Source organism: Synechococcus sp. N26 (assembly GCF_900473975.1).
In the GTDB taxonomy this organism is placed as follows: Bacteria; Cyanobacteriota; Cyanobacteriia; order PCC-6307; family Cyanobiaceae; genus Parasynechococcus.
Window position 1 is genome coordinate 294,997 of record NZ_UCNM01000007.1, and the last position, 11,947, is coordinate 306,943.

Annotated in this window: 12 protein-coding genes; 6 read left to right on the top strand and 6 right to left on the bottom strand. The window is 62.2% G+C overall.

From position 1 onward, the window contains the following. Positions 1-92 precede the first annotated feature (92 nt). Genes DXY33_RS06270 through DXY33_RS06285 form a run of 4 tightly spaced genes read left to right on the top strand, consistent with a single transcriptional unit; the run spans position 93 to position 3,614 of the window. Complete coding sequence (locus DXY33_RS06270; RefSeq protein ID WP_115132175.1) at positions 93-923, top strand: cytochrome c oxidase subunit II; 831 nt, start codon at positions 93-95, stop codon at positions 921-923. A 1-nt stretch (position 924) separates the two neighbouring features. Continuing rightward, the gene (ctaD, locus tag DXY33_RS06275; protein ID WP_115132176.1) at positions 925-2,592 is read left to right on the top strand and encodes a cytochrome c oxidase subunit I; all 1,668 of its coding nucleotides are present in this window, start codon (positions 925-927) and stop codon (positions 2,590-2,592) included. Next, a complete protein-coding gene (locus DXY33_RS06280; protein ID WP_115132177.1) occupies positions 2,589-3,188 on the top strand; it encodes a cytochrome c oxidase subunit 3 in 600 nt (199 codons plus the stop codon). The genes ctaD and DXY33_RS06280 overlap by 4 nt, the downstream gene beginning before the upstream one ends. A 54-nt stretch (positions 3,189-3,242) precedes the next feature. Then, entirely contained in the window at positions 3,243-3,614 is a 372-nt protein-coding gene (locus DXY33_RS06285; protein WP_011363609.1) for an AbrB-like transcriptional regulator, read from the top strand. On the opposite strand, the gene DXY33_RS06290 is transcribed toward DXY33_RS06285, so the two are convergent. After that, positions 3,599-4,267, bottom strand: coding sequence for a riboflavin synthase (locus DXY33_RS06290; protein WP_115132268.1), 669 nt, complete (start codon positions 4,265-4,267; stop codon positions 3,599-3,601). The genes DXY33_RS06285 and DXY33_RS06290 overlap by 16 nt on opposite strands. A 49-nt stretch (positions 4,268-4,316) precedes the next feature. Between DXY33_RS06290 and DXY33_RS06295 the strand changes: the two genes are divergently transcribed. Together DXY33_RS06295 and DXY33_RS06300 are read left to right on the top strand one after the other, a co-directional pair. Continuing rightward, the gene (locus DXY33_RS06295; protein ID WP_115132178.1) at positions 4,317-4,865 is read left to right on the top strand and encodes a bifunctional nuclease family protein; all 549 of its coding nucleotides are present in this window, start codon (positions 4,317-4,319) and stop codon (positions 4,863-4,865) included. Continuing rightward, positions 4,862-5,983: an aldo/keto reductase gene (locus DXY33_RS06300; RefSeq protein ID WP_115132179.1), complete on the top strand. Its 1,122-nt coding sequence runs from the start codon at positions 4,862-4,864 to the stop codon at positions 5,981-5,983. Before DXY33_RS06295 ends, DXY33_RS06300 begins: the two co-directional genes overlap by 4 nt. On the opposite strand, the gene DXY33_RS06305 is transcribed toward DXY33_RS06300, so the two are convergent. The 5 genes from DXY33_RS06305 to topA are packed head-to-tail and all read right to left on the bottom strand — an operon-like array spanning position 5,957 to position 11,915. After that, positions 5,957-6,970, bottom strand: a complete 1,014-nt coding sequence (locus DXY33_RS06305) for a substrate-binding domain-containing protein (RefSeq protein WP_115132180.1) — start codon at positions 6,968-6,970, stop codon at positions 5,957-5,959. The genes DXY33_RS06300 and DXY33_RS06305 overlap by 27 nt on opposite strands. Further along, the gene (locus DXY33_RS06310) at positions 6,967-8,166 is read right to left on the bottom strand and encodes a nicotinate-nucleotide--dimethylbenzimidazole phosphoribosyltransferase (RefSeq protein ID WP_115132181.1); all 1,200 of its coding nucleotides are present in this window, start codon (positions 8,164-8,166) and stop codon (positions 6,967-6,969) included. The genes DXY33_RS06305 and DXY33_RS06310 overlap by 4 nt, the downstream gene beginning before the upstream one ends. After that, complete coding sequence (locus tag DXY33_RS06315) at positions 8,138-8,791, bottom strand: DUF2232 domain-containing protein (RefSeq protein WP_115132182.1); 654 nt, start codon at positions 8,789-8,791, stop codon at positions 8,138-8,140. The genes DXY33_RS06310 and DXY33_RS06315 overlap by 29 nt, the downstream gene beginning before the upstream one ends. Continuing rightward, positions 8,788-9,216 carry a hypothetical protein gene (locus tag DXY33_RS06320; RefSeq protein ID WP_115132183.1) on the bottom strand — a complete coding sequence of 143 codons (429 nt, stop codon included), beginning with the start codon at positions 9,214-9,216 and terminating at the stop codon, positions 8,788-8,790. Before DXY33_RS06320 ends, DXY33_RS06315 begins: the two co-directional genes overlap by 4 nt. After that, complete coding sequence (gene topA / locus DXY33_RS06325; protein WP_115132184.1) at positions 9,216-11,915, bottom strand: type I DNA topoisomerase; 2,700 nt, start codon at positions 11,913-11,915, stop codon at positions 9,216-9,218. Before topA ends, DXY33_RS06320 begins: the two co-directional genes overlap by 1 nt. Positions 11,916-11,947 lie beyond the last annotated feature (32 nt).

Below are 11,947 nucleotides of genomic sequence, written 5' to 3' on the forward strand. Positions count from 1 at the left end.
CCCCTTTTCCTGACAGAAATAAGGCCTTAACAATCACTTCATGGAGAACCGCAGCCACGCCCATACGCTGTTGAAAACCTGGGATTGATCAGGTGCAGATCCCATCCGCCATTCTCACGTTGGTGATCGGGATGGTCCTTGCTCTGGGCGGCCTATGGATCGGCCAGAACATCAACCTTCTCCCCATCGATGCGAGCGCCAACGCGCCGATTTACGACGAGCTTTTTAAGGTTCTATTCACGATTGGCAGCATTCTGTTTATCGGAATCGTTGGCCTTCTCGTGTTCAGCCTGATTCGCTTTCGGCGACGCAGCGGCCAGCTCGGCGACGGCCTTGCCATCGAAGGAAACCTGCCACTTGAAATTTTCTGGACAGCTGTTCCTGCTGTTGTGGTGCTGTTTGTTGGTCTATACAGCTACGACATTTACGACCGGATGGGTGGCATGGTGCCTCTGGCCCATGACCACATGGGCGGAGCCCACGACGAACAGATCTGGGGAGGCATCAGTTCAGGCTCGATTGAATCAGCAGCCGCAACAAATGCTTTACCCGTTGAAGTGACAGCTATGCAATTTGCCTTCCTCTTTCATTACCCAGAGGGAGACATCACATCAGGTGAACTTCATGTGCCAGCCGATCGACCGATCACTCTGCGGATGGAAGCCAAAGATGTGATTCACGCATTCTGGGTGCCTGAATTTCGCTTGAAGCAGGACGTCATTCCCGGCCAACCAACCCAGCTGAGTTTCACACCCACACGCACCGGCCGTTATCCGATCGTGTGCGCCGAACTCTGTGGGCCCTACCACGGTGGAATGCGCTCCACCGTTGTGGTGGAAAGCCCGGAGGACTGGGACAGCTGGTACAGGGACAACGCCAAAGCCGCACCTGAAGACGAAACCCTCACCATCGCGAACGCCTGAGATGACCATCAGTTTGCCCCCGGAATCATCCAGCCCTCCACGGCTTCAACCCAGCGGCTGGTTGCGGTATTTCAGCTTCAGCGTTGATCACAAGGTGATCGGGCTGCAATACCTCGTCTGCGGCTTTGTTTTTTATCTGATTGGCGGCGCCCTAGCCGGTGCCATTCGCACGGAACTCACCAGTCCCGTGTCCGACTTCATGGCACGTGATGTCTACAACCAGGTGCTGACGCTCCACGGCACAGTGATGATCTTTCTCTGGATAGTCCCCGTGGTGAATGGTGCTTTTGGGAACTATTTGATCCCCTTTTATGTGGGTGCAAGGGACATGGCCTTCCCGCGCCTGAATGCCGTGGCGTTCTGGCTGATCCCTCCAGCCGGCTTGATGCTGATCACCAGCTATTTCCTCACGGGGGCAGCGCAATCGGGCTGGACGGCCTATCCACCTCTGAGCATCACCACACCAGCAACTGGCCAAATCATCTGGATCTTGAGCGTGCTGCTCCTGGGCGGAAGTTCGATCTTCGGAGGCATCAACTTCATCGCCACCATTCTCAAACTGCGTCGCCCCGGTTTGAAACTAATGCAGCTCCCCATGTATTGCTGGGCGATGCTGGGCACCAGCATTCTTGTGGTTCTCTCAACACCGGTTCTGGCGGGAACGTTGGTGTTGCTGAGTTTCGACATCGTTGCCCATACAGGCTTCTTCAACCCCACCCTTGGGGGAAACGTGGTGGTTTACCAGCATCTGTTCTGGTTTTATTCGCACCCAGCCGTTTACATCATGGTCTTGCCGGCCTTCGGCTTGGTGAGCGAAATCCTGCCGGTTCATGCCCGCAAGCCGCTGTTCGGCTACGTGACGATGGTGTATTCGATCATGGCCATCGTTGTGTTGGGCCTGATTGTGTGGGCGCACCACATGTTCACCAGCGGCACACCTCCCTGGATGCGCCTGTTCTTCACCATTGCAACCGCATTCATCGCCGTTCCCACCGGCATCAAATTCTTCAACTGGTTGGCAACACTCTGGGGCGGCCGCATCAGCCTCAACAGCGCCATGCTGTTTTCCTGCGGTTTCATCGTGAACTTCGTGCTCGGAGGCATCACAGGGGTCGCCCTGGCGCAGGTGCCGTTCGACATTCATGTGCACGACACCTACTTCGTCGTCGCGCACTTCCACTACATCGTCTTCGGTGGATCGGTGTTCGTGATCTTCGCCTCGATCTACCACTGGTATCCCAAGTTCACCGGCCGGATGCTCAATGAAGATCTCGGCCGCCTGCACTGTGCCCTCACGTTCATCGGCTTCAACCTGTGCTTCGGCCCCCAGCACTGGCTGGGCCTCAATGGGATGCCGCGACGCGTTGCTGAATACGACCCCCAATTCACCCTGATCAATCAGATCAGCTCCGTCGGAGCCCTGCTGATGGCCATCAGCACCCTGCCTTTCCTCTGGAATGTGATCCACAGCGCCCTCAGCGGTCCTGTCGCAGGCGACAACCCCTGGAAAGCACTCACGCCCGAATGGCTGACCAGTTCTCCGCCACCGGTCGAAAACTGGATTGGTGAGGCCCCTCTGGTGGAAGAGCCCTACGGCTACGGCGTCCCACCGGACGAGCTGGACCTGACGGCAACCAGCGGTCGTGATCTCTGGAGCAGCGGCAAATGACCACCACAGTTCCAACGAAGGATCAGAACCACAGCCACGGGGAGCATGCCGAGCATCCCGATCACCGCATGTTCGGCCTGGCCACATTTCTTGTGGCGGACGCCATGACCTTCGCCGGCTTCTTTGCGGCCTACCTCACCTTCAAAGCGGTCAATCCCTTACCGGATGGAGCCATCTATGAACTGGAGCTCCCCCTGCCCATCCTCAACACCGTTCTGCTCCTGGTGAGCAGTGCCACCTTCCACCGGGCCGGCCAGGCGATCCGACAGGACGACCACGGCCGCTGTCGACGCTGGCTGCTGATCACCGCAGGCCTCGGCATGGCCTTTCTGGTGAGCCAGATGGTGGAGTACTTCACACTCCCCTTCGGTCTCACCGACAACCTTTACGCCAGCACCTTCTTCGCCGCCACGGGATTTCATGGTCTCCACGTGACCCTCGGCGCCCTAATGATCCTGATCGTCTGGTGGCAGGCGAGGCAGCCGCAGGGCCGTGTGACTGCAGCCGACCACTTCCCCCTGGAAGCAGCGGAGTTGTACTGGCACTTTGTTGATGGGATCTGGGTGATTCTTTTCGTGATCCTTTATCTGCTCTGATCCCTTGCCTTGATTGGCGAGCGTGGCCAGAATTCAGTTGAATTAATTCCTGAAATGCTGGTCGGCAAGGAACTGCTGGACAAGGCCAGATCGCTCAGTAATCGGCCGGAAGATGACATCGCCCGCGGCTGCGGCTACGTCGGCCCCAGCGGACGACTGCTGAAAAAGAGTTTCTATCGGGCTCTGGTGGAGGCCAAAGCGGCGGCCCAGGGATGGCAATTGCCGAAAAGCAGCAGCAGTTCCTCAGGCGGAAGCCGAGGTCGCCAGGCCGAATTCCGAACCCGTGTGCATGGCAACGGCAACCTGCTGATCGGCCACGCTTACACCCGTCGGCTCGGCCTGGAACCCGGCCAGGAGTTCAAGATCGAGCTGCAGCGGGACTCCGGAATGATCGTTCTGCAGCAGATGGATCAAGACCAGCCGTGAGCCGCCAGCCAGCTGGCTGAAAGATTCTCGGTCTTGTCTTGGCCATCGGTGTTTCCGTCATCGGCAGCGGCGGCATGCATCAGCCGCTCGGCGTAACGGGCCAGTTGATCGGCCTCCAGGTTCACGGTGTCCCCGACAGCCAGGTGTTTCAGGGTCGTAGCCTCCCAGGTGTGGGGGATGACGGCGAGACTGAATGTCGTTCCATCGGCTGAACAGTCAGCCACCGTGAGGCTGATCCCATCCACCGCGATGCTGGCCTTCTCACAGACATAACGGCCGAATCGGGGATCCGACCAGCGGAGCGACAGGGCCCAGGAGTGGGGGAGGGTCTCCACGCAGGTGACTTCTCCAGTCGCATCCACATGACCGCTCACCAGATGACCTCCAAGGCGGTCGCTCAGTCGAAGCGCTGGCTCGAGGTTCACCGCACCACCACGGTCCGCTTTGCGTCCCAACGTGGTGCGGCGCAGGGTTTCCTCACTCACATCGGCGCGGAAACCATCCGCGATCAGCTCTGCTGCCGTGAGGCAAACGCCATCCACAGCAACGCTGTCGCCAAGGGCCAACGGGGCAAAAGGAGCGCAGCCCCAAACCACCACCGCCCCGGCACGACGCTCGATCCTTCCAACTGACTGCACCAGCCCCGTGAACATCGCCCGCAGCAGCTCTCTGGCCATAATCGGATAGAGCCGCGCCGCCGACATGGTCGAAATGAGCGTCGCCGGAATTGCCCTCGATGCCGCCAGCCGCACACCCATGGTGCTGCTGAGGGATCCCAGTGGCCGCCGTCAGGTGCCGATCTGGATCGATCAGGCGCAAGCCCACAACATCATGGCCGGACTGCAGGGGGGAGAACCACCACGCCCCCTCAGCCATGACCTGATGGCAGCACTGTTGGTGGCTGGGGGGCTCGAACTGGAACGCGTGATCGTCCACGCGATTGAGGACAGCACCTTTCATGCGGTATTGAAGCTGCGACCCGATCTGGACGAAGCCGAGTTGGCTGAAAACGAAGTGCTGGAACTGATTGAAGTGGATGCCCGACCCAGCGACGCCATTGCGCTGGCGATCCGCACGGGCAGCGGCATCTGGATGCTGGAAGAGGTGGTGGTGGAAGCCTCGATACCGGTGGATGCGGAGGCGGATGCGGAAGATCAAAGTGCCTTCAGCCGTTTCGTCGACGACCTCAGCCCTGCGGCCTTGGTGCGCCATCTGCGCAACCAAGACAGCGAGACGCCCTCGGAGGAGTGAACACCCGCGCCTTCGGCAGCGGCCGCCCCGTCAGCCTGTTCACCCTCGGCACGATGCGTGCCCTGAACTCGGCGGCCCAGATGGCCGAGGTGCTTGACGCGGCAGCGGCAGCTGGGATCAATCATCTGGAAACCGCCCCGGCCTACGGACCTGCGGAACGTTTTCTGGGAGAGGCCCTTCGCCAGAACACCCGCACAGGGTCTGATCACTGGGTGATCACCAGCAAACTGCTGCCAGGGCTGAGCTTCGAGGAAGGACAACGCCGCCTTGATCAGATTCTGGAGCGGCTGGGCTGTCCACAGCTCGACAACCTCGCGGTCCATGGCCTCAACCGGGAGGAGCATCTGAACTGGGCCCTGGTGGGCGATGGAGCCAAGCTTCTGGACTGGGCCGTCAGCAGTGGCCGCGTCAGCCAGGTGGGCTTCAGCAGCCATGGCAGCAACCCGCTGATCGATCGGGCGCTGCGCAGCCAGCGCTTCAGGTTCTGCAGCCTGCACCTGCATTGGCTGGATCCCCAGCGCCTGCCCCTGGCCCGTTGGGCCCTGGCGCACGGCCTCGGAGTGATGGCGATCTCTCCTGCCGACAAAGGTGGTCGCCTCCAGGCCCCCAGCCCAACACTGATGGAGGACTGCACCCCCTTTGCCCCCCTCGAGCTGGCCTACCGGTTCCTGCTGGCACAGGGCATCAGCACCCTGACCGTTGGCGCCGCAGCTGCAGGGGATCTTCAACTCGCCGCAACCCTGGCGCAGGGGGATGGGCCCCTCAGCCAGGCCGAGCAACAGGCTCTGGTCACGGCAGAGCGGCGGCAGCAGGAACGGCTTGGCCAGGAGCATTGCAAGCAGTGCCAGGCCTGCCTTCCCTGTCCGAACGAGGTTCCGATCCCCGAACTCTTGCGGCTGCGCAATCTGGCCATTGGCCATGGGCTCACCGAATTTGCGCAGGAGCGCTACAACCTCATCGGCCGTGCTGGTCACTGGTGGGAAGAGCACGACGCCTCCGCCTGTGAACGCTGTGGGGAGTGCCTTCCCCGTTGCCCGCATCACTTGCCCATTCCTGATCTGCTGGCGGACACCCACCAACGCTTGAAGGCTTCACCGCGACGGCGGCTCTGGAGCTGAATCACGCCAGCGCTCTTCCAGGGCGCTCCGGTCTTCGGGCAACAGCGGTGGCAGCGACCAGCAGCGCGACCAGGTGTCTGCGGACGGAAAGAGCAGAGGCCGCAGACGCGCCGATAGGGCGTTCTGGTCCACCATCAGCCCTGGCGATGCAATCGGAGCCCGCCATCCCTGCTGCACCAAGCGGCGACGCAGGGGATCCCGCCATCCCTGCTCGACCCAGCGCTGGGGAACCGGTTCACGACTGGCCTCCGGCCTAAGCAGAACAGTCCAGTGCAAGGGGGCGCCGGAGGCAGGCAGGATCGCCCGAAGACGGGGATCACGCCCCAACAGAGCGATGCAGCGGCTCAGGGGAAGAACCACCACCTTGGCCTCACCCTTAAGCAACCAGTTGGTGGCTTGACGGTCGTCATAGGTGAGGGCCTGGCGACGCAGCGCAGGCAAAGCCTGGCCTCCTCCCAAATGGTCCGCCAGGCTCATGACCAAGCGGGGGCTGGCGGGAAGCACCACACGCCCTGCCATGGCGGAATCCAGCAACAGGGGCCACCCCTCCTGGGTCATGGCCGCGTCATCCCGCAGCAGCATCACCCAGGGACTGACGGCCAGCGGCAACACCCGATCCTGAAGAGCACCGAGGCTGGCCAGCAGAGCCTTGGCCTGACCATCCAACTGGCTCAGGAGCGGTTCAGAGGCAATGGGCTGGAGCGTGTCCGCTGGATGGGCATCAAGCCATCCATCACCGATCACCAACACATCGGCACGCGCCTGATCCGCCGGCCTCCAGTCCTGCTGGGCTGGAGCCAACGTCAGGCTCCAGGGCTTGGGCAAGGCATCAGCCCACGCTTTCGGCAAAACCCCAGCCGGAGCCATCAGGGTTGGCACGGATGTCGCCGGACGACAGCCCGCCAGCAGCACGGTTCCCGTCGCCCCGATCATCTGGAGCACTTGGCGCCGGCGCAGGGGACCCAACCGCTCTCTCCAGACGTTCATGGGCTTGACGTTACGGGGCGGCTGAGCAGCTGCTCCAGGGCGTGCTCACAATCCAGCACCAGATCGGCACACGAGCATCCACGCAACTGGGCGAGCAGCAAAAGAGCGCCGGCCCCCACCCCTTCTTTCACATAGCCCCGTTCGTAGTCACGTAAGGGTTGATGGGTGCTGCTGTGAAAACGCACGCCGCAGGCCAGAACGGAGAGGGCAGCAGCCAGGTGGCCCGCAGTGGCATCCACCAGCCCGCCGAAGGGGGACTGACCTGCACCATCCGCAGCCTCATCGGCGAGCCAACCGGTGGTGCCAATCAGCACCTGGGCCGCCAGCTGGTCCCGCTGAAGGGTGGGCAAAGCCTGCATCGCCAAGGCCAGAACAGCCAGCATCTGGCAACCGCCCCCCAGCAACAACGGTTGTCCCGCGGACACCGCACCCACCAACACCCCTGCAGTGAAGGCCTGAAAAGGGTCACCAACAGCGGCCAGGATCTGCTCGGCCGAAGGATGCGCACCAAGCGAGGCCCGCTGAAGCCCTCGGACAACGAGATCTTTCTTGAGTTGCTGCGGCGGATGAAGAGCACTACCGCTGATCAGATGGGCAACCTCCACGCCGAGGGCCGTCAACACCGCTTGAGCGGTTGTGGTGCCCCCTGGAACACACTCCGCCACCACCAAGGGGCGTTGCAACCCCCGCCCCAGCAGCTCTCCCTGTCGCCACAAATGCTGCACCCGCGGCAATGGCATCGCCGCACCACTGGACAGGCAGGCCGAGGGGCCTTGGTCCAGGGGCTCGATGTGCAGGTGAGGAAAATCGGGTTTCTGAGCCAAGCCGAGGGCCGCCACCTGCGGCCTCAACTTCAAGCGTCGCGCCGCGACATGGCTGAGCAGGGCGGGGGAGACGCCAGCGGGCAGAGGCGGCAGAGGCCAACGGCGCTGCCGCGCCGGCCCGTGAATCAGTAGCTCCGCATCAGCCAGGGCGGTGTAGCGCCGCGAAGCCACGGTGGAGCCAGCGGCTGAAATTCCTTCATGCTCAGCCGTTTGTGTGGCCGCCAGAACGAGCAAAAGATCCAGCGGTTGATCGTTGGAGGTCCAGGGACGAAGTGCCGCTGCGTCCAACGTTCGTGCACCGAGACCTCCCAGCTGCTGGCAGCCCTCAGGCAACACCGAGGCTTCAGAGGGGATCGAGGGCAATGAGTCCATGCAGCAGCCTCGGGGGCTCCGGAATCGGTGATTTCAGGCGGGGAAAGATCCAGTAGGCCAAAGCATGAAGAGACAGCACATAGATGACCTCCTGAACCACCACCAACAGCAACGCCATCAACTGCACCTGGGTGAGATCCGGTGTGATCGGCAGATGCAGTACCGCTATCAAGCGCTCGAGCAGAGCGGAACCGGCCCGGGTGATCACTACCCAGAGGTTTTCTCCCACGAGCAATGAAAGCACCAGAACTCGCACCAAAAACCCTGCCGTTCCAAGAACAACGCCCCCCGACCAGCTCAGCCACCAGCTGATCCCCCGGCACCAGCTCCAGCCCAGCCAGAGCGACAAAAGGCCGTAGGGAAACAGCAGCAGCGGTCCACGCAAAGGCCCCATCAAGGCGGTGAGCAGCAGCACAGAGAGCAGCAGACCCTCTGCACCGGAACGGTTGCCACGACGCAACTGCAGCAGGATCAGGGGCAAGGGAAGGGCCAGACGGAACAGCGCACCACCCACCGGCATGTAGTACAGAGCCAACCAGATCAGCCCAGTCGCTGCCGCGAGATATGCCCCCTCAACCAGCCTCAGAGCCTGCTGGCGGCTCAACCGGGGGGTCGCGTCGGTCATGGTTCAACCCGCTCAATCCGTTCCACCGCAAAGCCAACATCCGCCTCACGCAGGGCGCGGGTGACGGCTTCAGCAGGAGCGGCAGGGTCGGCTCCGGCCAAACGAATGGTGATCCGGTAGGGCGCCTGGGGCAGACGTTGGGATGACACCGTCCGCGGTTTTGGCTGTGGAACGGGATCAGGAGCATCCGTTGCCTCAGGCAGGGAAACAGCCTCGGCCGCCGGCGTTGAGAGGCCCTCAGCAGTAGGGCTGGCAACCGATGGGCTGACAACTGCTGGGCTGGTCTTCACAACCGGTGCGGGCGCAGCTGCCTGGGCCGGCCTGGCTTCAGGCACCGCGAAGGAGCGTTCCAACTGTTCAGCGACCGGTGTGCCGGCACAGGCCTGCAGAAGCCCCACAGGCAGCAGCCAAAGCAGACGGGCCATCAGTTGTCAGCCGGCTTGATCACCCGCACCGCACTGGCTCTGAGCCGACCGGTCTTGGTGGTGGCGGGGGGTTTCTTGGCCGCTGGTTTCTTGGCGGCTGGTTTCTTGGCAGCTGTTTTTTTCGCGGCGGTTTTACGACCGCGCTTCTTCGATGCTGCCTTGGCGGCAAGCAGTTCCACCGCTTCTTCAAGGGTCACATCGTCAGCGCCCTTGCCTTCCGGCAGCGAGGCATTCACCTTGCCCTGTTTGACATACAGGCCGTAAGGACCGTCATAGACCTGAATCGTTTCATCACTGCCCTCCGGCTTACCGAGGTCCTTGAGGGCGGTGCGTCCACCCCGACCCCTTTTGGGCATGGCCAGCAGCTCAAGGGCACGGCTCAGCCCCACCGCCAGAACATCGTCATCCCCCTTGAGCGATCGGTAATCCTTTTCGCCCTTGCCCTTGTCCCAGACGACGTACGGGCCAAAGCGGCCCAGCCCCGCCTGAATGCGCCCACCATCAGGATGTTCGCCGAGAAGACGAGGCAAGCGGAGCAATCCGAGGGCATCCTCCAGGGTGAGATCCTCCGGCTTCTGCCCCTTGGGCAGAGAGGCACGTTTGGGCTTGGGGTTCTCATCACTCACCTGGCCCCGCTGCACATAAGGCCCGTACTGGCCGAAGAGCAGGTAGACCAAATCCCCCGTTTCCGGATCCTCACCGATGGCTTCGGGGCCGTCGGCCTTCTGTTTGAGGATCAGTTCGGCCTGCTCTTCATCCAGATCAGCCGGAGTGATCTCCCGGGGCAAGGTGGCCTTGATCAGCTCTTCCTCACCGTCGTCGCTGACCCGTTTGGCCTCCAGGTAGGCGCCAAAGCGGCCGATGCGAACCACGGAGGACAAGCCCTCCAGATCGATGGTGCGGGATGCACCGGGGTCAATATCCCCTTCCCGTTGCTGCACCTGGTTTTCCAGGCCTTCATCACCCTTGAAGAAGCCCTCCAGGTAAGGCAACCACTGCACCTTGCCGTGGGAGATCTCATCGAGGGTGTTCTCCATTCGAGCGGTGAAGCTGGTGTCCACCAGTTCAGGGAAATGCTCCTCGAGCAACGCCGTCACAGCAAAGGCGGTGAAGCTGGGGGTCAGGGCGTTGCCCAACAGCGTGGCGTAGCCGCGATCCACGATCGTTCCAATGATCGAGGCGTAGGTCGACGGCCGGCCGATGCCCTCCTTTTCCAGCATCTTCACCAGCGATGCCTCGCTGAACCGTGCCGGCGGCTGGGTCTGATGGCCAAGGGGCTCAACGGTCTTCGGCTCCGGTGCATCGCCAACGCTCAACGCCGGCAGCAACACTTCCTGACCCTCAAGGGCCGCATCGGGATCATCACTGCCTTCCACGTAGGCGCGAAAGAAACCGGGGAAGTCGATGCGCTTGCCGCTGGCTCGGAATCTAGCCTCGCCTGAGCTGAGATCCACCGAGAGCATCGTAAGCCTGGCTTCAGCCATCTGGCTGGCCACGGTGCGCTTCCAGATCAGCTCATACACCGCCAGATCTCGTCCATCCAGACCGGTCTCACCGGGGGTTCGGAAGCTTTCGCCGGATGGACGAATCGCTTCATGGGCCTCCTGGGCATTGCGGGCTTTGGTGCTGAACTGCCGCGGCCCTTTGCTCAGATACTCCTTGCCGTAAAGGCTCTCCACGCAGTTGCGGGATGCGTTGATCGCCTGATCCGACAAGTGAACCGAGTCGGTCCGCATGTAGGTGATAAAACCGCGTTCGTAGAGCCCCTGGGCACAGCGCATGGTTTCCCGGGCTGAGAGGCGCAGCTTGCGATTCGCCTCCTGTTGGAGGGTGCTGGTGATGAAGGGAGGCACCGGCTTGCGCACGGTGGGCTTCTCCTCCACCGCATCCACAGTCCAGGCGCTGGTTCGCACGGATTCAGCCAACGCCTTGGCCTCGCTCTCGCTGAGCAGCCGCACGGCACTGCCCGCCTTGAGCCCGCCGGTGCTCTCGTCGAAGTCGTTACCGGTGGCGATCCGCTGGCCACCCACATAGGTCAGCTTGGCCTCAAAGGCACTGCCCGACTGCTCAAGCTGGGCCTTGAGGTCCCAGTAACTGCCGCTGCGGAAGGCGCGGCGGGCCCGTTCCCGTTGAACCAGGAGCCGAACCGCAACGGACTGCACCCGCCCGGCGGAGAGTCCCCAGGCCACCTTTTTCCAGAGGAGAGGGGACAGGGTGTACCCCACAAGGCGATCCAAAATCCGCCGGGTTTCCTGGGCATGGACCAGCTCCATGTCCAGGTCGCGGGTCTGATCCAGGGCCTTGCCGATGGCCTCCTTGGTGATCTCGTGAAACACCATGCGCTTCACCGGCACCTTCGGCGCCAGCAGCTGGAGGAGGTGCCAACTGATGCTTTCGCCTTCCCGGTCTTCGTCAGTCGCCAGGAGCAACTGATCAGCACCCTTCAGGGCGTCCTTGAGTTCGCGAACCGTCTTCTTCTTGTCCTTCGGGACCACGTACAGCGGCTCGAAATCCGCGTCGGTGTTCACACCGAGGTTGGCCCATTTCTGCCCCTTGGCGGATGCCGGAATCTCGCTGGCGTTGTTGGGAAGGTCGCGGACATGCCCCATGGAGGCTTCGACCTTGAATCCCTTGGGAAGAAAGCCACGGATGGTCTTGGCCTTCGTGGGGCTCTCAACGATGACGAGGGTGTGCGCCACTAGCGGCAGGTAAACCGTTCCCCTTCTTTATC

Excerpts from the sequence above, each read along its gene's own strand:
- DXY33_RS06285 (WP_011363609.1), top strand. The coding sequence starts at position 3,243 with ATGCTGGTCGGCAAGGAACTGCTGGACAAGGCCAGATCGCTCAGTAAT.
- DXY33_RS06305 (WP_115132180.1), bottom strand. The coding sequence starts at position 6,970 with ATGAACGTCTGGAGAGAGCGGTTGGGTCCCCTGCGCCGGCGCCAAGTG.
- DXY33_RS06295 (WP_115132178.1), top strand. The coding sequence starts at position 4,317 with ATGGTCGAAATGAGCGTCGCCGGAATTGCCCTCGATGCCGCCAGCCGC.
- DXY33_RS06290 (WP_115132268.1), bottom strand. The coding sequence starts at position 4,267 with ATGTTCACGGGGCTGGTGCAGTCAGTTGGAAGGATCGAGCGTCGTGCC.
- DXY33_RS06280 (WP_115132177.1), top strand. The coding sequence starts at position 2,589 with ATGACCACCACAGTTCCAACGAAGGATCAGAACCACAGCCACGGGGAG.
- DXY33_RS06310 (WP_115132181.1), bottom strand. The coding sequence starts at position 8,166 with ATGGACTCATTGCCCTCGATCCCCTCTGAAGCCTCGGTGTTGCCTGAG.
- DXY33_RS06320 (WP_115132183.1), bottom strand. The coding sequence starts at position 9,216 with ATGGCCCGTCTGCTTTGGCTGCTGCCTGTGGGGCTTCTGCAGGCCTGT.
- ctaD (WP_115132176.1), top strand. The coding sequence starts at position 925 with ATGACCATCAGTTTGCCCCCGGAATCATCCAGCCCTCCACGGCTTCAA.
- DXY33_RS06315 (WP_115132182.1), bottom strand. The coding sequence starts at position 8,791 with ATGACCGACGCGACCCCCCGGTTGAGCCGCCAGCAGGCTCTGAGGCTG.